Annotated in this window: 19 protein-coding genes; 9 read left to right on the forward strand and 10 right to left on the reverse strand. The window is 72.0% G+C overall.

What is annotated here, in order from left to right:
* Positions 1–58: 58 nt before the first annotated feature.
* The 3 genes from radA to BL254_RS02995 form a co-directional block, all read right to left on the reverse strand.
* Complete coding sequence (radA, locus tag BL254_RS02985) at positions 59–1,510, reverse strand: DNA repair protein RadA (RefSeq protein WP_047222074.1); 1,452 nt, start codon at positions 1,508–1,510, stop codon at positions 59–61.
* 223 nt (positions 1,511–1,733) lie between these two features.
* Entirely contained in the window at positions 1,734–2,318 is a 585-nt protein-coding gene (locus BL254_RS26760) for a hypothetical protein (protein ID WP_157180404.1), read from the reverse strand.
* A gap of 425 nt (positions 2,319–2,743) precedes the next feature.
* Positions 2,744–3,637: a hypothetical protein gene (locus tag BL254_RS02995; RefSeq protein WP_047222072.1), complete on the reverse strand. Its 894-nt coding sequence runs from the start codon at positions 3,635–3,637 to the stop codon at positions 2,744–2,746.
* 458 nt (positions 3,638–4,095) lie between these two features.
* Here BL254_RS02995 and BL254_RS03000 point away from each other — a divergent pair, with 458 nt between their 5' ends.
* The 6 genes from BL254_RS03000 (at position 4,096) to BL254_RS03030 (ending at position 8,792) form a co-directional block, all read left to right on the forward strand.
* Positions 4,096–4,578 carry a CarD family transcriptional regulator gene (locus BL254_RS03000; RefSeq protein WP_006545253.1) on the forward strand — a complete coding sequence of 161 codons (483 nt, stop codon included), beginning with the start codon at positions 4,096–4,098 and terminating at the stop codon, positions 4,576–4,578.
* A gap of 61 nt (positions 4,579–4,639) precedes the next feature.
* A complete protein-coding gene (gene ispD / locus BL254_RS03005) occupies positions 4,640–5,323 on the forward strand; it encodes a 2-C-methyl-D-erythritol 4-phosphate cytidylyltransferase (protein ID WP_076842438.1) in 684 nt (227 codons plus the stop codon).
* Positions 5,324–5,572: 249 nt separating this feature from the next.
* Positions 5,573–6,067: a 2-C-methyl-D-erythritol 2,4-cyclodiphosphate synthase gene (gene ispF, locus BL254_RS03015; RefSeq protein WP_175648273.1), complete on the forward strand. Its 495-nt coding sequence runs from the start codon at positions 5,573–5,575 to the stop codon at positions 6,065–6,067.
* Between the two features lie 131 nt (positions 6,068–6,198).
* On the forward strand, positions 6,199–6,594 hold the full coding sequence (locus BL254_RS03020; protein ID WP_076842439.1) for a PPOX class F420-dependent oxidoreductase: 396 nt from the start codon (positions 6,199–6,201) through the stop codon (positions 6,592–6,594).
* A 333-nt stretch (positions 6,595–6,927) separates the two neighbouring features.
* The gene (gene cysS, locus BL254_RS03025; RefSeq protein ID WP_076842440.1) at positions 6,928–8,514 is read left to right on the forward strand and encodes a cysteine--tRNA ligase; all 1,587 of its coding nucleotides are present in this window, start codon (positions 6,928–6,930) and stop codon (positions 8,512–8,514) included.
* Positions 8,515–8,612: 98 nt separating this feature from the next.
* A complete protein-coding gene (locus BL254_RS03030; RefSeq protein ID WP_047222069.1) occupies positions 8,613–8,792 on the forward strand; it encodes a hypothetical protein in 180 nt (59 codons plus the stop codon).
* Positions 8,793–8,814: 22 nt separating this feature from the next.
* Here BL254_RS03030 and BL254_RS03035 read toward each other — a convergent pair whose 3' ends face one another.
* From BL254_RS03035 to BL254_RS26765, 5 genes are all read right to left on the reverse strand, one after another.
* Complete coding sequence (locus BL254_RS03035) at positions 8,815–9,996, reverse strand: FHA domain-containing protein (protein WP_254857748.1); 1,182 nt, start codon at positions 9,994–9,996, stop codon at positions 8,815–8,817.
* Positions 9,997–10,063: 67 nt separating this feature from the next.
* Positions 10,064–11,344, reverse strand: coding sequence for a VWA domain-containing protein (locus BL254_RS03040; protein WP_076842442.1), 1,281 nt, complete (start codon positions 11,342–11,344; stop codon positions 10,064–10,066).
* Entirely contained in the window at positions 11,341–12,654 is a 1,314-nt protein-coding gene (locus tag BL254_RS03045; RefSeq protein WP_076842443.1) for a PP2C family serine/threonine-protein phosphatase, read from the reverse strand. Before BL254_RS03045 ends, BL254_RS03040 begins: the two co-directional genes overlap by 4 nt.
* A gap of 7 nt (positions 12,655–12,661) precedes the next feature.
* Positions 12,662–14,137, reverse strand: a complete 1,476-nt coding sequence (locus tag BL254_RS03050; RefSeq protein WP_139342157.1) for a hypothetical protein — start codon at positions 14,135–14,137, stop codon at positions 12,662–12,664.
* Positions 14,134–14,310 (reverse strand): hypothetical protein, encoded by a 177-nt coding sequence (locus tag BL254_RS26765; protein WP_157180402.1) that lies wholly within the window; start codon positions 14,308–14,310, stop codon positions 14,134–14,136. Before BL254_RS26765 ends, BL254_RS03050 begins: the two co-directional genes overlap by 4 nt.
* 646 nt (positions 14,311–14,956) lie before the next feature.
* On the opposite strand from BL254_RS26765, the gene BL254_RS03055 reads away from it, so the two are divergent.
* From BL254_RS03055 to BL254_RS03065, 3 genes are read left to right on the forward strand one after another with little or no spacing between them, the layout of a single operon-like run.
* Complete coding sequence (locus tag BL254_RS03055) at positions 14,957–15,823, forward strand: (Fe-S)-binding protein (RefSeq protein ID WP_052914360.1); 867 nt, start codon at positions 14,957–14,959, stop codon at positions 15,821–15,823.
* On the forward strand, positions 15,820–17,388 hold the full coding sequence (locus tag BL254_RS03060) for a lactate utilization protein B (protein WP_076842445.1): 1,569 nt from the start codon (positions 15,820–15,822) through the stop codon (positions 17,386–17,388). The genes BL254_RS03055 and BL254_RS03060 overlap by 4 nt, the downstream gene beginning before the upstream one ends.
* Positions 17,375–18,157 (forward strand): lactate utilization protein C, encoded by a 783-nt coding sequence (locus tag BL254_RS03065; protein ID WP_076842446.1) that lies wholly within the window; start codon positions 17,375–17,377, stop codon positions 18,155–18,157. The genes BL254_RS03060 and BL254_RS03065 overlap by 14 nt, the downstream gene beginning before the upstream one ends.
* A gap of 69 nt (positions 18,158–18,226) precedes the next feature.
* On the opposite strand, the gene BL254_RS03070 is transcribed toward BL254_RS03065, so the two are convergent.
* Both BL254_RS03070 and BL254_RS03075 read right to left on the reverse strand, forming a co-directional pair.
* Positions 18,227–19,036, reverse strand: a complete 810-nt coding sequence (locus tag BL254_RS03070) for a hypothetical protein (RefSeq protein WP_235433346.1) — start codon at positions 19,034–19,036, stop codon at positions 18,227–18,229.
* A gap of 366 nt (positions 19,037–19,402) precedes the next feature.
* Complete coding sequence (locus BL254_RS03075) at positions 19,403–19,891, reverse strand: hypothetical protein (protein ID WP_139342158.1); 489 nt, start codon at positions 19,889–19,891, stop codon at positions 19,403–19,405.
* Between the last annotated feature and the right edge of the window lie 74 nt (positions 19,892–19,965).

A 19,965-nucleotide genomic window follows, 5' to 3' on the forward strand; every position in this document is an offset into this window, starting at 1 on the left:
GCTGCTTTGCCATGCCGCTCCTGCGTTGTTGTAGCGGTGTTTTCACCGAATGTGCTTTTCATTCGCTCGCGCCGTACATGTGCCGTATCGCCTGGCCCAGGTCGGAAACCTCGATCGTCGTCATGCACTCGGGCGCCGGGCCGGCGTCCGGAGGTACCAGCGCCCGCCGGAAGCCGAGTCTGAAGGCCGCGGTCAGCCGCCGGCGGACCGCGCCCACCGAGCGGACCTCGCCGGCCAGGCCGACCTCCCCTATCGCTATCAGGTCGCCGGGGATGGGGCGGTCCTCGACACTGCTGATCGTGGCCAGCGCGATCGCCAGGTCGGCGGCCGGCTCGGCGAGCCGGACACCGCCGACGGTCGCCGCGTAGACGTCCGACTTCCCCAGCTGGATGCGGCCACGGCGTTCCACGACGGCGAGGATCATCGCGACCCGGGCCGAGTCCAGCCCGGAGACCGCCCGGCGCGGTACGGCCGCGGCCGAGCTCGCCACCAGCGCCTGCACCTCGGCCACCAGCGGCCGGCGGCCCTCGACGGCGACCGTCACGCAGGTGCCCGCCACGCCGTCCATCGGCCCGCCGTCGTGCCAGCGGGACAGAAACAGCCCGCTGGGGTCGGCGACCCCGCGGATGCCGCCGTCGCCCATCTCGAAACAGCCGACCTCGTCGGACGGGCCGAAGCGGTTCTTGCTCGCCCGGACCAGGCGCAGGGACGAGTGGCGCTCGCCCTCGAAGTGCAGGACGACGTCGACGAGATGCTCGAGCAGGCGCGGCCCGGCAACGGTGCCGTCCTTGGTCACGTGGCCGACGATGACGGTGGCCATGTCCAGCGCCTTCGCCGCCCGGATCAGGGCCGCGGTCACCTCACGGACCTGGGTGACCCCGCCGGCGGCGCCTTCCGTCGCGGCGGTGGTGATGGTCTGTATCGAGTCAACCACAAGCAGTTTGGGGCGGACCTCGTCAACGTGGGTGAGGAGGGCTTCCAGGTCGGTCTCGGCGGCGATCCACAGCTCGGGGTGCACCGCCCCGGTGCGGCCCGCCCGCAGCCGTACCTGCGCGGCCGACTCCTCACCGGTGACCACCAGCGCCCGCGCGCCGGAGGTGGCGCTACGGGCGGCGACCTCGAGCAGCAGCGTGGACTTGCCCACGCCCGGCTCCCCGGCCAGCAGGACGACCGCCCCGGGCACGAACCCACCGCCGAGCACCCGGTCGAGCTCGGTGACGCCGGTCGGACGGCTGCGGGCCGTGGTGACGTCGACATCCGACATCGGACGTGCGGGCGCCGTGACCACCGCGGCGGGTCGCGCCGCCAGGCTGCGGCTGCTGACCCGGTGGGCCGCGCGGGCGGGGGGAACCTGTGCCTCGACCGTCCCCCACGCCTGGCAGCGCGGACAGCGACCGGTCCACTTGACGGCCTCAGCACCRCATCCGCTGCATCGGAAGCCGCCCGAGGCGACGCGGGAGCCGGACGGGCCTGGTGCGCTCGGTCGGGGAACGGGAGGCCGAGAGGACATGGCCCGCACCGTATAGGCATGCTCCGACAACTACTACGGGGCGGTGGATAATCGACGTTGTCGGCTGTACGACAGCGATTATTATGATCTGTCCCAACGGATCATAATAATCGCTTTTGCCCGGACGTCGTCCGGCCCGCGGCAACGCGGCACCCCACTGCCCAGGGGCGACACCGAAGCCGGCTGCCACGACCCGCGGTAACGGCTGCCCAGGCCGTCCGGGTCAGTGCGCCCGGTCGGTGGAGGCCACGGCGCGCGGCGTGGGCGTCGCGCTGGTGGCCGCGGTGGCCTGCGCGGGCGGGGTCGTCACCGTGGGCTGCGCGGACGCCCCGGGAGCGGCCGGCTCCACCGGGACGTTCAGGGTGACGCTGCCGGCCTTGGCGAATGTGAACGTGACCGGGATCGCCTGCCCGACGAGCAGCTCGCGGTTCAGCCCCGTCAGCGTCGGAGCGCTGCCATTGGCGATGTAGATGACGCCGCCGCCGGGCTTCAGAACCGACGACGCGGGTGCCACGCCACCGTTGGCCGCGTCGGAGCTGACCTGGATGATCTGGTCTTCCTGGGTCCCCCCGTTGAAGAAGGCCGAAACCACCTGGGCGTCCCCGCCCCTGGCCGCCGGCCCGGCCACGTAGACGTTGCGCAGCGCGATGGTGCCGACGGCACCGGACACCGTGTTCGTGGTCGTGCGGGCCTGTGACGTCAGCGTGTCGCTGCCGGCCGCGCAGGCGGAGAGCGCGGCCGTGCCGATCAGCGATGTGGCGGCCACCAGCAAGGCGGTCGCGGTACGCACACCCGGGCGGTGGCTCACGAGTCGGCTGCTCCTCGGTGCGGAACCGACGATCGTCACGTCGGTGTCGGTTGACCCCGTCGCCGGGCCGGCGGACGGGACGGGCACGGTCCCAACCCCAGGACGCACATTCGCACAGAACTCGCATACGTGCAGAGTCCGACCGCGGACCACATGTTAGTGCAGGTCCTCCCGCGGCGCGGCGAACCAGCCATGGGACGCCGCCGCGCTGCGGGCCTGCTGGCCGACACCCGGGAGACGGCCATGACAAACCCATGGCAAGCCATGACAAGACACAGCAAACCGTAACAGGACGGGCGGGCCGCGACAGCCATGCCGGCAGCGCCTGTTCGGAACATCGCCGCGCGATGGACGCAGGGTCGGCCCGGGGCCGGTCGGGCCAGGCCAGGCCGGGCTGGGCCGGGCCGGGCCGGGCCGGGAGGCGCCTATCGGCCCGGCAACGCCCCCAGCCATCCCTCCAGGCGGTCACCGACGGTGAAGATACGTGGCGGGTGCACCAGGCGGCCGTCCATGGCGACGAGCAGCAGGGTCGGCTGCCGGGGGTCGGCCCGGTACAGCCGGGACAGGGAGGCGCCCGGGTCGTTGTAGCCGACGGCGAACCCCGCGGCCGCGTCCGGCTGACGGACGAGCCGCTCCAGCGAGGGGTCGTCGGTCCACGGCGCCACAAGATAGGTCGGTATCGGCCGGCCCTCCCGGGCCTGGCTCACGATCTCGTGGATGGCCCGCGGGCACTCGCAGGCCACCGGCAGGAGCACGATCAGCGCTGGTCGCAGATCAGTGGCGGGACGGGAGGTACGGGCGGTACTGAGCGGGACGCCCGGCAGCAGCCCGCCGACCGCGCCTGGCGGGGCGGTCGTGGACGCGAGCGGGACCGCGCCCTGCGGCGCGAGCGGCCGCGGATGCGCGAGGACGAGCGGCACCATCGCGCCCAGCGCCGCGAGGACGATGACGATCAGTGCGACGGCAGCCCCGGAGGTGTGGCGAGGGCGCCCGCCCGGTGCCCTCGGACGGTCACGTCGGTCGAGCCGCTCGAGCAGGTCGGGCCGGTGACGCCTGCCGGGCCGGCGGCGCCGGCCGCGCAGGCTCCGCAGGCCCGGGACCAGCCGGTCGACGCGCTCCCGCCGCCGTTGCGCCCGCAGTTCGGCCTGGTAGGCGGCCACCTCGTCGTCGAGTTCGCTCAGGTCGTCAGGGATCCTGACGTCGACCGGGGGAAGCTCTTCCCAGCGTTGATGCGGAAGGTGGGCGTGCTGGTCGTCCTCGTGGCCGGGGCCGTTTCCGTCGTCCCCGGAGGCGGGAGGCGGCGGCGGTGTGACGTGCACCCCTCCATCGTGGCCGATGGACGGTCCATGTGCCGGGTGGTATAGGAAGCTGGTGCCGTGTCAGCAGGGCGGACGCCAGCGGGGCGCGCATCGTCCGGGGGCGGCATCGTCCGGTACGGCGCGGCCCGGGGCGTCGTACACGGTCGCGTGACGACACCCCGGGTGGATTCCACCAGCGGGCGCGGTCCGAGCGGCGCGGCGGTGCGGCTGCCCTTCCTCGATCATGACGCCGATCACGGCGTCACGGGGTAGYGGGAAGCACAGCAACAACATCCGGGTGAGCTGTCCATGCTGGTGGCCATTGCCTGTTTCGCCTGGTCCGGAGCGTCGCCGAGGCGCGCTGGACGCGTCACCGGGACGTCCGGACGGGCCGTCGTCGACCTGTTCCACAAGCACGCGTCTGACCTGCGTCGATGCACGCGTGTTACCCTGGTGAAGGCGGAAGGGGCACTTGACACATGGCGTTCCAAGTCGGCGAGACCGTTGTTTACCCACATCACGGTGCTGCTCTCATAGACGCGATTGAAACACGCGTCATCAAGGGCGAGGAAAAGCTCTATCTCGTGCTCAAGGTTGCGCAGGGTGACCTCACTGTGCGCGTCCCCGCAGACAACGTCGGGATGGTCGGTGTCCGTGATGTGGTCGGCCAGGACGGTCTTGAGCGGGTGTTCGAGGTCCTGCGGGCCCCGCACACCGAGGAGCCAACCAACTGGTCGCGGCGTTACAAGGCGAATCTCGAGAAGCTCGCCTCGGGTGACGTGAACAAGGTCGCCGAGGTCGTTCGTGATCTCTGGCGTCGTGATCGCGAAAGGGGGCTGTCCGCTGGTGAGAAGCGCATGCTGAGCAAGGCGCGTCAGATTCTGGTCAGTGAGCTGGCGTTGGCCGAGGGCACCAACGAGGACAAAGCCGAGGCGATGCTCGACGAGGTACTGGCGGGTTAGTCGCGGCGGCGGATACTCGGATAACCAACGCGTCTGAATCTATTTGACGCTTTTTATGCATATGTCTGACCGTGTGGCCGCGGTCGTGCCGGCAGCCGGCCGCGGCGAGCGTCTTGGTGGATCCGTACCCAAGGCACTTCGTTCGTTGGCCGGCCGTTCGCTTGTCCAGCATGCGGTCGAGTCACTGACCTCCGCAGCCCTGGTCGATCAGGTGGTCGTCGCCGCTCCGGCCGCGGAGTTGGACGCTTTCGCGGCGCTGCTGGGGCCTGGCGTACAGGTGATCGCAGGTGGCGCCGAGCGGATCGATTCCGTGCGGGCCGCCCTCGCGGTGCTCGACGAGACGGTCGGGGTCGTCCTGGTGCACGACGCGGCCCGTCCGCTGACGCCCCCGGCGCTTGTCGACACGGTCGCGTCAGCGGTCCTGGCCGGAGCGCCCGCGGTCATCCCGGTGCTCGCGGTCAACGACACCATCAAGCAGATCGACGACACCGGCCGGGTCGTACGGACGGTGCCGCGCGACGTCCTGCGTGCCGTGCAGACCCCGCAGGGGTTCCGCCGGGACGTGCTGGACGACGCCTACCGGCTCAGCGCGACGCTGCCCCCCGAAGTGGCGATCACCGATGACGCAGGCCTGGTCGAGGYGCTCGGCGTGGTCGTGATGACCGTTCCCGGGGCCCAGGAGGCGTTCAAGGTGACCCGGCCTGCCGACCTGGTCCTCGCCGAGGCGCTGCTCGCACACCGCTAGGGCCTGTCTGGTGGATGTTGGTCGTCTGGGCGCGGCCCGCGCGATCAGACATCCGCCGGACACGCCCTGACGCGGCGACCATCTACCCGCGCCGGATCCCGGCAACACCGGATCCCGGCAACACGGTGGTCGTCGCGGTTCCGATGCCGCTGGAATGCCGACGCCGCTGGAACGGCATCCGGGTCGCGGAGCGCTCCGGCCCGCTTCCGGCCGTCTCCTTCTCCTTGAGTGATGTGTAAGTGATGACGTGTGAGTGAGGTGAGGGATCTGTCCGRACTTCCTCGGGTCGGGCTCGGTGTCGACGTCCACCCGTTCGCGGAGGGCCGCCCCTGCTGGGTGGCGGGCATTCTCTGGCCCGGTGAGACCGGGCTCGACGGTCATTCGGACGGCGACGTCGCCGCGCACGCGTCCTGCGACGCGCTGCTGACCGCGTCCGGGTTGGGGGATCTTGGCTCGGTCTTCGGTACCGGCCGGCCGGAATGGGCCGGTGCGGCCGGGGTGGCCCTGCTGGGTGAGACGGCGAGGCTGCTGGCCGAGGCGGGCTGGACCATCGGCAACGTCGCCGTGCAGATCGTGGGCAACCGGCCGCGCCTGGCCGGCCGGCGGGTGGAGGCACAGGAGGTCCTGACGGCGGCGGTGGGCGCGCCGGTGAGCGTGTCCGCCACCACCACCGACGGCCTCGGGCTGACCGGCCGTGGCGAGGGGCTCGCGGCGATCGCCACCGCGCTCGTGGTCCGCGCCTGAGCGAGGGCGCGTCCAGGAGCGTCGTGGGCCCGACCTGGCCGTCCGGTTGTTATGCCTGATTGGCATGACAACCGGACGGCCGTCGACCGGATGACAGGGTGGGAAAGCGACAGGAGCGGCAGAGGAGCCTGATGTCGTCATATCTGCCTGAGAAGGTCAAAAAGCTCGCGGATTCCCCGATCTACGTGACGCTTGCGACGATCCGGCCTGACGGGTCTCCGCGAATGACTGTGTTGTGGATTGCTCGTGATGGCGATGAGCTTCTGTTGTCCACAATTCGGGGTCGTGCCAAGGAGCGGGATATCGCCCGGGATCCGCGGGTGGGAATCATGTTCCTCGACCAGCGGGATCCCTACGGATATGTCGAGGTCCGGGGGCGGGCCACGCTGTCGGAAGAGGGAGGCCGCGAGCTGATCGACGCCCTCGCGCTGAAGTACACCGGTGACGAGAGGTATCGCTGGGACRCACCCGAAGCGACACGGATTGYCATCCGCGTCACCGCTGAGCGGGTGTTCACCACCGGTTGACGGCGGTGGTCCGGTGCGTGGCGGCCCGCTGTGGCCTGATGTGCGGCCTGATATATGGCCTGATGCATCGTCAGGTGCGGCGAAACCCCGGGGATCCGCCGTTGTGACTTTTGATCTTCCGTTGTGACGTGCTGTGCACCATGCTGTGCGTTATACCGTGCGTCATACCGTGCACGGCTCGTTCCGCATACCATGCCCGGGCCGCACGTCATCCGACTTCGACCCTCTACCGGAGTCGGATTTCATACATGTTGCGGGCTGTTCATGGAACGGAGTCGTGTCTGACACGGGTGGCGGGGGATCCCGCGTGGGGCTGCGCCGTACTCTTGACAGATGGGACTCCACATCTACGACACGCGCACCCGGCGCCTGCGGCCGTTCGAGCCGCTGCGCCCCGGTCACGTGAGCGTGTATGTCTGTGGGCCCACCGTCCAGTCCCCGCCGCACGTCGGACACATCCGTACCGCCGTCGCCTTCGACCTGCTCCGCCGCTGGCTCGTCGCGTCCGGGCTCGAGGTGACCTTCGTACAGAACGTCACCGACATCGACGACAAGATCATAATTAACGCCAGCCGGGCAGGCGAAAGCGTGTGGGAGCTGGCCACCCGCCAGACCCGGGCCTTCGACGACGCCTACCGTGCGGTCGGCGTCCTGCCACCCACCATCCAGCCGCGGGCCACCGGGCACATCCCGGAGATGCTGGCACTCATCGGCAGACTGGTGGACACCGGCTATGCCTACCCCGGCGGCGGCTCGGTGTGGTTCCGGGTCTCCCGCTTCGCCGGCTACGGCGAGCTGTCCCACCAGCGCCCGGAAGCGGTCCAGGCGTCACCGGAGTGCGACGAGGGCAAGGTCGATCCCCGTGACTTCGCGCTCTGGAAGGGCGCGAAGCCCGGCGAGCCGTTCTGGGAGTCGCCGTGGGGGCGCGGCCGGCCGGGCTGGCACATCGAGTGCTCGGCAATGGCCGGCAAGTACCTCGGGGAGGTCTTCGACATCCACGGGGGCGGCCTCGACCTCGTCTTCCCGCACCACGAGAACGAGCGTGCGCAGTCGGCCAGCGCGGCCCACTCCCACGGGGGCGCCGGCGGGGGCGCGCCGCAGATGGCCCGCTACTGGATGCACGTCGGTCTGCTGACCACCGGCGGCACCAAGATGTCGAAGTCGTTGGGCAACTCGTTCCTGGTCAGCGACGCGTTCGAGCAGGTCAGGCCACAGGTGCTGCGCTACCATCTGCTGTCGGCGCACTACCGTTCGTCGCTGGAGTACACCCCGGAAGGGCTGGCCGAGTCGGCGGCGGCTCATGACCGGATCGAGACGTTCGTCCGTAACGCGCTCGACATCCTGGGCGGGCCGGACGAGGCCGCGGCGCTGGCGGCCGAATGCGCCACGAACCCACGTCGGGATCCCGCCGGGCAGGGCCAGGTGAAGGGCGGCACACTCCAGGGCGCCCGTTCGTCCGGGCGGGCCGGGGCGGTGGTTATCGCCGCCGGCGCGGCCGCGCACGCTTCCGCGGGCGACGACCCGGCCGAGGTGGACAGCCCGGCACAGGCGTGGGCGGCCTTCGCGGCCGCTCTGGACGACGACCTCGCGATCTCCCGGGCGCTGGCTGTCCTCTTCGGCGCGGTCGGCTGCGGGAACCAGGTGCTGTCCAAAGCGCGGCGTCGGGAGCTTGCCGGCTGGGTCGACGTCGTGCGCAGGATGCTGGTCGTTCTCGGGCTCGACCCGGTCAGCCAGTGGCCAGCGGCCGGCTCCGAGTTGCGGCCGGCACTCAACGGCGTCATGGAGATCGTTCTTGATCTGCGGTCGGCCGCGCGTGCCCGACGGGACTACACCGAGGCGGACGAGATCCGGTCCCGGCTGGCCGCCGGCGGCATCATCGTCGAGGACACACCCGAGGGGCAGCGCTGGCACCTGGCGTAGGAGCGCCGGCCAGCCAGCCGTGGTCAACGGACAGCCAGGTAACGCCAACAAGATAGCCAGCCGGCCCCAGGTAGCCAGGTAGCCAGGTGGCGCGGGCAGTGTTCGCGCGTCCGCGCACGAGCCTGATCCAGGTGAGCCTGATCCAGGTGAGTCTGTCGTTCGGTACGCCTTCCGGCCTGACGGGCGTCCCGAACGACGGACTCACGCAGATCTTCTTGGCTGGCCGGCGTCTGGCGACGTCGGCCAGTGGCCGTGCCGCTGACCGCTGTTACCGCTGACGGCTGTTACCGGGAACAGCCGTCAGCGGGAGCGGATCGTGACCCTGGTCCAGGCTCCGAGGTACACCCGGTCGCCGTGACGCAGYGGTACCGGCTGACCCGGTGGGATCGGGTTCGGCTCGTCATTGATCCTGGTGCCGTTCGTCGATCCCGGGTCGAGCACCGCGTAGCTGCCGTCCGGCAGGAGCTCGAGCATGGCGTGCGCGCGTGAGATGCCCGGGTCCTCGGGGGCACCGGCCAAGTCGATCTCCGGATGGATCCCACGGGACTCACTGCGCCGCCCGATCAGCAGCCGGGAGCCGTTGAGCGCGAACACCCGCCGAGGGTAGATCGTCGGGAACGGGACCCGATGGTCGTCACCGCTGTCGTAGTACTCCCGCTCGGCCTCGACGACCACGTCCCAGCTGGCCTGGACCGGCAGCGGCCCACTGGGGCCGGAACGCGGCTCCGCCGGAACAGGCGCGGGACGCTCCAGCAGGACGAGGTCGAAGCCGCACACCTCGCAGAAGCGGGCACCCACCTCGTTCGGGTTGTGGCAGTTCGGGCACGCGGCATAGCCCTCGACCGGCTCCCGAACATCCCGCGCCGGACGCTCGAAGCCAGCCTGGTTCGGCGGGGGCCGGTGGTAGTCGGTGGCCGGTGCTCCCGTCGAGGGGCGGGCGGCGGCCCCGCGGTCGAGGCCGTACGGGTCGTCGACACCGCCCGTGCCGGGCGCGGGGGGCGCGGGGGACCGGTACGGGTCAGCCCGCTCGTAACCCCACAGGTCGGCCCGGTACGGCTCGTCGGAAGGGTCGCCGCGGGGGTCCCGGTAGGGATCGGGCGGGTAGCCGTCCGCGCCGTAGCCGCCCTGGGCGTAGGGGTCGGGCGGGTAGCCGCTGGAGGAATATCTCTCCTGGCCGTACGGGTCGCGGCCGTACCCGCTGCTGGCACCGTAGCCACCGGCTAGATGGCCGGCGGAGTCGTAGCCGTCCTGGGCATAGCCGTCCCGTCCGAACGGGTCGCCCGGCAGCGACGGGTTCGGACCCGACTGCCCCGGGCCGGCCGGCAGCGGCCCGGAGCCTTCCGCCGGCCGCCGGCCGTAGKACGGCTCCCCGTGGCCCCCGGCGGYATGGTCCGGCTGGTGCGGTCGCCCGTGACCTGACGACCCGGTCGTCCCGTCAGCGGGATGAATGACATAGGGCTCCTGGTTGGCTACAATCCGCATACCACATTGATCGCAGTAGTCGGGAGCCAGAGACAGGTGCCCGTCTGGGCAGCGTGCACTCACCTGATCACCTGTTCACCCTGACGGTCCTGGTCGACCGTGTGTCAAGGACCATTTCGTCAATGGTGTCGACGTTCCGTTTCAGCCGAACAGTACCTGCGCTTGCKTCCTCAATGTCGACCACGTGTTGAAGTAGGCGGTATGTACCCTCGTTGCCGGACTGACGCGCCAGCTGTGCGCTTCGACCAAGTTTGATGGTAGCGGTCGCCTCGTCGCCGTCGCGTCGGGCCTGCAGTCCCTCCTGGATGGCCTGGGCAAGCTCGACCTGGCCGGTGTAGTGGGCGACCTCGGGTGCGATCCGGGTGGACAGGTCGATGTCGTTGGTCCAGACCGCGCGGACGCGCTCACGGCACCGCACCTGGCCGGACACGACCACGCCGACCTGGGCGGCCAGCATCTCCATATCGTCTGTGCGTGGTGGAACGGTGACGCAGAGGTGATAGTCGCGAGATTCACTGCCCCATGCGCCGGTCGGATAGTCGACAGTCAGTTCGTCGACTCGCGTGGCAATTCCGGTGAGATCTGTCACAAACGGTGCGACCTGTCGCAGAAAACGTACAGCAGCGTTACGTGGCGTCCACACCCGTAGGCTGACCCGGTCCACTGCCCGGTTCGTCGCGGTATTGATCATGGATTGGAAGTCGGCGGCCAGGTCCTGCGGGCGCCGGACCGCGTCGACCGTGCCGAGCAGGGCCGTCGCGACGCGGCGGAGCTCGTCGACACGCCAGTCCGCCCCCACACCCCGGCAGTCGCACTGGAAACGCCCGACGCACGCGGCGACGGCCTCGTCGAACTCGGCCGCGCGCTCGCCGTTGCGTCCGTCGGTCAGCAGGATCGCGTGGTGGATGGCATCCGGCCTGGTGGCCATCAGCTCCCGGGCGCGGGTGAGCCAGCGGCCGATCGCGGTGCCTCCGTCGGCGTCGACGCGTCCGATCCGCTCCTTGGCCGCGGCCCGCGTCCGCTCGTCGGCCCGGACGAGCTCGCGGCCGGCCGGATAGACGGCCTCGGCGATCCCCGACCCCCGCACGATCGCGAACCACGTGCCGTCGGGCAGGGCGTCGACCGCGGCCTCCGCAGCCCGCCGCATTTCGACGATCTTCGTCCGCGGGTTGCCCATGGAGCCGGAGCAGTCCAGCAAGATGACCTCGGCGAGCTCCACCGGGCCGCGCTGGCCCGGCAGGCCCGCCGGGCCGTACGCTCCCCGGACGGTGACCACCGCGTGCACCTCACCGTGGCCATGGGCCAGGTACTCGTTCTGGAAGACCTCCACGGTGAACGGCGTGGTCATCGCTGCTCCCTTCCGGAGGTGTACCGGTCGGCGGGCCCGTCGGTGGGGTCCGGCCCGACCTGCGCGATCACGACCGTGATGTTGTCGTGGCCGCCGCGGTCGATCGCGTGCCTGGTCAGATGACGGGCGATCATGAGCGGTGAGGCGTTCGGCGGGAGCTGGCCGACGACCGCGGCCATGTCCTCGGCACGGGAGAGGTAGTTCCACAGCCCGTCGGTGCAGACCAGCACCGTGGCCGAAGCGGGCAGCGGGAAGGCGCGGACGTGCGGGGTGACGTCCTCGGCGTCGCCCCCGAGCCAGCGGGTGAGGGTGTGGGCCCGCCGGTCGGTCTCGACCGCGGAGGCGGGGATCAGCCCAGCGCGGGCGGCTTCGGCCGCCCAGGTGTCGTCCTCGGTCAGCCGCTGGAAGCAGCGCGTTGTGAGCAGATACACTCTGCTGTCGCCGATCCAGCCGACGGTCACGTGCCTGGTGCCGTCCCGCTCACGGGTGATGATCGCCGCGGCCAGCGTGCAGGACGGTGAACTGCGCCCGATGGCGGGCATCCGGGCCACCGCGTCCTGCGCGGCGGCCACGGCGGCGCGCACCGCCTGTTCGGCCCGCCTCGGGGGCAGTTCCTTGCTGAGCGGGCCGGGTGGGAGCGAGCCGGGTGGGAGCGGGCCAGGTGGGCAGGTCGGGAGGTCGGCGTCCGGCCAGTCGGTGCCGTGGCCGCCGCGGCGGTCATCGCGGTCACGGTAACGATCATGACGGTCGGGCGGGTCGCGATCCTCGCCGAAGTCCGCGCCGAAGCCGGGGTAGCCGAACCCGTCGGGGCCGGCCGGTCTGCCGCGGTCATGGTCGGTGCGGTGCTCGGCGTCGTCCCGCTCCCCGCCGGGGCGGGGGCGGGTGATGGGCCGGGCGAGGATCGCCGCCGCGGTCGCCGCCGCCACCTGGGCCGCCGCGCGGGCGGCCAGTCCGGATCCGGGCGTGCTCGACACGCCGTCACAGACCACCGCGATCAGCGTGGAGCCGACCATGAAGACGCCCATCGCGTCCTCGTTGGTGGTGTGCCGTACCCCTCGGTCGCAGACGCCGGCGATCGGGCCGAGGTCGATCTCACGATGGTCGGCGTCATCGGTCCCTACCGGTGGTGTGGCCCGCAGCGGCGTTCCACACGCTTCGCAGAAGCGGTCGTCCGGACGTACCGGAGCCGCGCACGCAGGGCAGCGACCCCCGTTCTGGTCGATTCCGTACCGTCCCTTCCCCGCGGCGGGGTCGTGGCCTACCCGCCCGGTCTCCGTGCCTTCGGCTGTGGCCTGTCCACGGCCGATCACGTGCGTATCACCTGGTCGGACCAGCGTCCACGGGCGGACGCGGTCTGCCGCCGCCCTGGCGGCACACCGGGGCCAGGCTGTCGGGGCCGGGTCGGCATGCCGGCAGTATCAACCAAGGTGTCGCGGCGACACCGCGGCCAGGAGCCTTCCCTGCTGGACGCGCGCTCGACCCGTTGTGCGCCGAGGCCGGCCCGCGGCCCCCGCCCGGCCGTGAGCGAGCCGGACCGTCCGCTCCCAGCCTTGCTCCTGACCCGGAATCCGCACCCGATCCCGGCCCCGCTCTCGGCTCCGGCCCTGGTTTCGGCTCCGGGTTCGGCCCTGGGTTCGACGAGGTGCGGCGATCGACCGCCGCACCGAAGGCGTGCACCAGCGCGGCGGCCCGGTCGAGATCGGTCGGTGCCGTGTACAGCACCGACCGGGCCTGTCGGTACAGGCCGGCGAGTTCCGGTTCCGCGGCGACACCGCGTCCGACCGCCTTGGCCTGCCAGCCGGCCAGCAGCCCGCGCAGGTCGTCACGGGTACGCAGCATGGCCGCGTTGGCTTCGGCGACCCGGCGGGCGGAGATCGCGGTGGCGTCCGCGAGCTCCCGCCAGCGATCGAGGCCTCGGCTCGCCTCCTTCCAGCGGCCCGCCGCCGCCGTCGCGGTCAGCCGGTCGAGCCAGGTCCGCAGGCCGTGACGCTCGTCGTCGAGCACGTTGTCGGGCAGGCGGGTCAGGGACGCTCTCGACCGCAGGACGCGGCCGCGGGCCCGCTCGGCGTCCGCCGCAGCCTGTTCGATGAGAGCGATGATGCCGGTCAGCAGCTCGTGGGCCTCCCGCAGCGCCTGGGGCAGGGCGTCGTGCCGTCTGGCCAGTTCGTCCAGCCCGCTACCGGCCGCCGCGACCGCCGCCGCCAGCTGCGCGGACAGGCTCTCGGGCAGCGAGAGCGGATCGGTGGCGGCCCGCTCGGCGAACTCGGCCAGCAGCCGGCGGGCGATGGCCAGGCCCGCGTCGTCGTCCAGGCGCAGCCGGGCGGCGGTCGCGGCGGCGGTGGTGATCCGCTGTTCGGCCGTGTGGACGACGGCCAGGTGGGTGTTCCAGGCGGCTGTGATCTCGTCGATGCAGGTGCGTACGGTCCGTAGCGCCGCGTCGGTACGGCTGGCCAGCTTCGCCGGGCGGACGCCCAGCTGTGGCACCGGGCCGTGCAGCAGCAGGTCCAGCTCGTCGATGGCGCGGGCGTCCAGCCGGGCCCTGTCCCCGCGCAGGGCGCGTGCCCGTCCGGCGAGATCGGTGAGGACGCTGTACCACTGCCAGGCATCGGTCAACGCGCTCAACGCGGTTGTCGCCCGCTGGCGGGTGCCGCCGGTGAGCCGGTCCGGAACGAGCAGGGCCCGCTCGGGCGCGTTCTCCAGGGCCATCAGGGCGGCAGCCTGGGACGCGGCCGCCTTCGACAGCGCGGTCAGGGTCCGGTCGATCCGCTCCTGGGTCGTGTTCACCATGGTCACCGGCCTCGATGCCGCGGTAGCGCCGGATCGGGTGCCGGGCCGGTGACCGTCCCGGTGATCGTCCTGGTGGCCCCACCGGTGACCGGGTGTGGGTCCGGCCAGCGGGGCAGGGCCGCGAGCATCCGGCCGGTGTCGGTCGCCTCGAGCGCTCCGTCGGGCCGGCGGGGCGTCATCGGCACCCGTCGCCGTGTCGCCGACCGTCCGTCCAGGTGCGTCCGGCGCCGCCAGCAGCGGTTACTGTCCGTGCCGCTGGCGGGGTGCGGAGCCGACCGACGCCGGCGGGCGTCCGTAGGTGGGGCCGTGCCTGGCGTGCCGTCATCGCGGTCACCTGCGTTACTCGTGATGATGTGGCTGCCCGTGGTGGTACGGGCCCGGTGACGGGGGTGCCAACTCCGGCGGATCCAGTGAACAACGCCGCGGATGTGTTGGCCGTCACGCTCTGACGATAGTGCTGCTGTCGCGGGGTTTGAGATAGGGGTTGTRCCGATCCGGTGTCACCTTGCTGACAGACAAGCCGTCCGGACGCTGCCCCGGCGGGCCGCGTGTCCTGGCACCGTCCTCGTATTGCGGCGGCCGGCCGATCGTGCTCACTGTCTGTTACATATTGGACGCCTGTCAGGCGGCGTGGRCCAGGGTCGCGGGCGCCCGGTCAYGAGGGAGCGGGTCGGCCGACGACACGGGCTGTGGMGATGCGGGCCGTGGGTCGCGGGCGGGGATCGGGCCGTGGGGCGGCGAGACGGTCCGTGYGGATGGGCCAGCGCGCGGGAGCGGGGGTGGGATAACGGAGGGCGGTATGACAGGGCGGGACGAGGGCTCGGGATGAGGGGTGGCGCCGTGAAGGCCGCGCTGTTCGTGACCTGTTTCAACGACACGGCCTTTCCCGGGACGGGGAAGGCCACCGTCGAGCTGCTGAGGCGGCTCGGGGTCGAGGTGGACTTCCCCCCGGCGCAGACCTGCTGCGGGCAGATGCACGTCAACACCGGTTACCGGGACGAGGCCGTGCCGTTGGTGCGTGGCTTCGTCGAGGCGTTCGAGGGATACGACGCGGTGGTCACCCCGTCGGCGTCGTGTGCCGGCACGATCCGTCACCTGCATGCCAGGCTGGCCGCCGAGCGGGGTGACGCGGCGCTGCGGGACGCGGTGGCCCGCACGGCACCACGGGTGTACGAGCTGGCGGAGTTCCTCGTCGACGTGCTCGGGGTCGTCGACGTCGGCGCGTACTTCCCGCACCGGGTGGCCTACCATCCGACCTGCCACTCGCTGCGGGTGCTCGGGCTTGGTGATCGGCCCCAACAGCTGCTGCGCGCGGTGCGTGGGCTCACCCTCGCCGACCTGCCGGCGGCCGAGGAGTGCTGCGGGTTCGGCGGCACATTCTCGATCAAGAACGCCGACGTGTCGGTGGCGATGGGTGCGGACAAGGCACGCCATGTCCGCCAGACCGGGGCGGAGGTGCTGGTGGCCGCGGACAACTCCTGTCTCGCGCACATCGGCGGGCTGCTGTCCAGGTGGCGCTCGGGAGTGCGCGTCCTGCACCTGGCCGAGGTGCTTGCCGGGACCGGCGACGCACCTGTCGCACCCGCCGAACCAACCCCGGCCGCCGCGTCCGCGTCCGCGCGGGCCGGGCGTGCCGGGCGGCCCGCGGTCTGGCAGCGGGGACGGGCCCGGGCGGGGGGACGGCCGGCATGACAGCGATCTTCCTGGGGACGCCGGCGTTCCCGCGGGCGGCGCGGCAGGCGCTGGCCGACACCCAGCTGCGCCGCAACCTCGCRCACGCCACCACGACGATCCGGGACAAGCGGGCCCGGGCCGTCGGCGAGCTCGACGACTGGGAGGCGCTGCGCCTGGCCGGGGCCGCGATCAAGGAGCGCACGTTACGGCATCTGGACGGCTATCTGGAGCAGTTCGAACGGGCGGTCACCGCGGCCGGCGGCCAGGTGCACTGGGCCGGTGACGCGGCCGAGGCCAACCGGATCGTGATCGACCTGGTCCGTGCCGCCGGCGTCGGGAGTGGCGTCGGCGGGCGCGCCACCGGTGCTGACGAGGTCGTCAAGGTGAAGTCGATGGTCACCGCCGAGATCGGCCTCAACGACGCGCTGACCGCGGCCGGCATCACCGCGGTGGAGACCGACCTGGCCGAGCTGATCATTCAGTTGGCCGGTGACCGGCCCAGCCACATCCTGGCCCCGGCGATCCACCTCAACCGGGCGGAGATCCGGGAGATCTTCCTGCGGGAGATGGCGGACGCGCCGGCCGGCCTGACCGACCAGCCGTGGGCGCTGGCCGCGGCGGCTCGCGCGCACCTGCGGCGCAGGTTCCTCACGGCGAAGGTGGGGATCTCCGGGGCGAACTTCGCGGTCGCCGACAGCGGCACCCTGGTGGTGGTCGAGTCGGAGGGCAACGGCCGGATGTGCCTGACCCTGCCGGAAACCGTGATCAGCGTCGTCGGTATCGAGAAGGTGGTGCCGACCTGGTCCGACCTGGAGGTGTTCCTCCAGCTGCTGCCCCGRTCGTCGACCGGGGAGCGGATGAACCCATACACCACGATGTGGACCGGGGTCACCAGGGGTGAYGGCCCGCGCGCCGTCCACGTGGTGCTGCTCGACAACGGGCGCAGCCGCGCGCTGGCCGACCCGGTCGGTCGGCAGGCGCTGCGCTGCATCCGCTGCTCGGCCTGCCTGAACTCCTGCCCGGTGTATGAACGGACCGGCGGCCACGCCTACGGATCGGTCTATCCGGGCCCGATCGGCGCCATCCTCACCCCGCTGCTGAACGGGGTGGACGCCGGGCCGGTGGAGAAGGCGCTGCCGTATGCGTCGTCGCTGTGCGGCCGCTGCTTCGAGGTCTGCCCGGTGCGTATCGACATTCCCGAGGTGCTGGTGCATCTGCGCGGCCAGGTCGTCGACGCCGCGCGCGCCCGTCCGCGGCCGACGGCAGAGGCGGTCGGGATGCGCGCGGCGGCCTGGGCGCTGGCCCGGCCCGACCGGCTGGCCGCCGTCCAGCGCGGCGTCGGCGCGGTGCGGCGGCTGCTCGGCGGCCGACAGACCGTCGGTCCGGTGCCGCTGCCCGGCCCGGTGGCGGCGTGGAGCCGGGCGCGCGACATCCCGCTGCCGCCCCCGGAGTCCTTCCGTGCCTGGTGGGCGCGTACCCGCGGCGGGAACGCGGCCGCGACCGGCGATGTGCCTGTGACGGATGGTGACCCCGCGGTGGGGAAGGCTCCCGTGCTGGAAGGCGGCCGTGATGAGCGCGCGTGAACAGATGTTGCGCCGGATCCGGGAGGCGCTCGCCGACGTGCCCGCGGCCGAGCGGCCCGCGGACGTCCCGGTTCCCCGCGACTATGCCCGCCCGCGCGCGGCCAGCGCGCCTGGCACCGCCAACGTGGCTGACGCTGCCAACGTGGCTGACGCTGCCAACGCTGCCAACGCTGCCAACGCGGCTGACACGGCCGGCACGGYCGGCGCGCGGCGGCGGTCGGCGGCGACCGTGGAGCTGTTCCACGAGCGGGTCGCCGACTACCGGGCCGTTGTGGACCGGGTGCGTCCGGACGGCCTGACCGCCGCGATCGTGAAAGCGCTCACCGGCGCGCGCCGGGTCGCGGTTCCCGCCGGGCTGCCCGCGGACTGGCTCGCCGCGGCGGAACGGGCGGTGGCGCGGGCAGGCGGGCAGGTGGTCCGGGACACCAGCGAGGCGCCGCTGTCCGTGCCCGACCTGGACGCCGTCGACGCGGTGCTCACCGGCGCCGCGGTGGGGGTGGCCGATACCGGCACGATCGTGCTTGACGGTGGCCCGGTCTGCGGGCGCCGCGCGCTCACGCTGGTCCCCGACGTGCACGTCTGCGTCATACCGGCCGGGGACGTCGTGGACGGCGTACCCGCCGCGGTCGCCCGCGTGCGCCCGGACCGGCCGCTGACCTGGATCTCCGGCCCGTCCGCGACCAGCGACATCGAGCTGGAGCGCGTCGAGGGCGTGCACGGGCCGCGCACCCTGCACGTGATCGTCATCGACGATGATCCGGGCTCCTGAAGCGTTCCCAGCACGAAGCGTCTCCAGCACGTCTCAGGAGCCCGGCCACGATCCGGTCGGATGATGCTCTCAGCCGACGGGCAGGGTCACCGCAGCCGTGCGCAGCACGCCGGCGGTCTGGAACTGCACGAACAGCCGCCAGTTGCCAGGCCGCGGCAGGCTCGCCTCGAACGTCAGAGCCGGGCCACCGTCCTTCCCGCCCGCGGTCGTGCCCGTCGGATGCAGGTGGGCGAAGGCAAGGTCGCCCTCGTGGAAGGCGGTCAGGTGCGCGTAGGTGTCCAGGTAGAGCTGTAGGTCGGTGACGGGCCTGCCTCCCGCGGACACGGTGATCGTCAGGGTGCCTGCCGCCCCGGCCGTCAGCCCGCCGGCCAGGGTCAGGGTCAGGGTGTAACCGTCAACCGTGGTCGTGGTCGACGCGGGCGGCAGCGGTGTGTCGGCGGAGCCGTCGGCGACGGTGACCGGCTGGCTGAGGACCGTCGGGACGTCCGCACCCGAGGCGTCCGTGGTGATGAACGAGGCGTACACCCGGTACGCGCCCGGCCGGACGGGCTGGAGCGGTGCCGTCCAGGTACCGTCACTTTCCACGTTCGGGTGCACGTGCTGGAAGCCGGTGAGGTCCGACCGGATCAGGTACAGGTGCATCGGCCTGGTCTGGTCCAGCTTGAACGCGGTGACAGGGGCGCCGTCCCCGTTGGCCGTCCCGGTGCCGTGGGTCTCCGGCGGCGACACGCGAGAAGCATGATCGTGATGTCCCGGGCCCGCCAGGATCCGGAACCGGAACGAGGTCGGCTGGTCGGCCGGCAGCGTCGACGCGACCGGGACGAACCGCAGCCCGGATGCCTCGGCGGCCAGACCGTCCCCGGCCGGCAGGCCTCCCATACCCGGCATCCCGGCATGGCCGGGCATCCCTCCGGACGCCGGCATCCCTCCGGACGCCGGCATCCCACCGTGCCCAGGCATCGCAGAATGGCCCGGCATCGCGGGAGACTCCATCGGGTGCGCCGTCCCCGGCCCGGTCGTGGCGGAGCCCCCGCAGCCGGCCGCCGCCAGCCCGACCACGACTGTGACCCCGACCAGCATGCGCGCACAACGCGGGCGGACGGTGGATGGATACGGAACGCGGGCACGCGAACGCAACAATGTCAGCATTGAGATCAGAAATCTTTCCGGACGGCGCGCGGTACGCGCGCGGATGAACAGCAACGTCAGACCAGCCGGAGCCTTGCTCCGGTCAGCGGCGTCGCGTCACGTCCGGGATATGCACAGCCTGGTCAGCAGGCCTGAGCCGGTCGGTGGCGGGGCACGGCGCCGGCGGCCACCGCTGTCGGCACCGACGCCCCGTTCCCCGATGGGCCACGTCCCCGCGATCACAGCGATGCCGAGCAGGAGCGCCAGCAGACCGAGCAGGCCGCCCGGCCCCGTCCGGGGCGGCAGCGACACGCACAGGGCGCCGTGCCCACCGGCACTGTTGGTGATCATGAATGGTGGCGGCGACGTGGACGTCCCGTGGCCGGCCGCCAGGGCGTGTACCGGCAGGGACGACGACGCGGATGCCTCATGATCGATTATTGGGGTCGCCGCGGACGGGTGCCGTACCGGCGGAGCCTCGTGGCCGGTGCCCAGGCCGTGGGGCGTCGTCGTCGACCCCGCTGGGTGGGTACCGCCGGGGCATCCCAGCCCCACCGCCATACCGTGCATGACGAACAGCCCAGCCAGCGCGGTACACGCCAGCATCAGGCGGTACACCGCCGACATACGACGGGGCGGTACCAGGCGGGCCGCCGCCCGCGTCGGTACCGCCCCACCGG

It is taken from the genome of Protofrankia sp. BMG5.30 (assembly GCF_001983005.1).
GTDB lineage: Bacteria > Actinomycetota > Actinomycetes > Frankiales > Frankiaceae > Protofrankia > Protofrankia coriariae.

Excerpts from the sequence above, each read along its gene's own strand:
- BL254_RS03000 (WP_006545253.1), top strand. The coding sequence starts at position 4,096 with ATGGCGTTCCAAGTCGGCGAGACCGTTGTTTACCCACATCACGGTGCT.
- cysS (WP_076842440.1), top strand. The coding sequence starts at position 6,928 with ATGGGACTCCACATCTACGACACGCGCACCCGGCGCCTGCGGCCGTTC.
- BL254_RS26765 (WP_157180402.1), bottom strand. The coding sequence starts at position 14,310 with ATGACGCCCCGCCGGCCCGACGGAGCGCTCGAGGCGACCGACACCGGC.
- BL254_RS03055 (WP_052914360.1), top strand. The coding sequence starts at position 14,957 with ATGAGGGGTGGCGCCGTGAAGGCCGCGCTGTTCGTGACCTGTTTCAAC.
- BL254_RS03070 (WP_235433346.1), bottom strand. The coding sequence starts at position 19,036 with ATGGGAGGCCTGCCGGCCGGGGACGGTCTGGCCGCCGAGGCATCCGGG.
- BL254_RS03075 (WP_139342158.1), bottom strand. The coding sequence starts at position 19,891 with ATGCTGGCGTGTACCGCGCTGGCTGGGCTGTTCGTCATGCACGGTATG.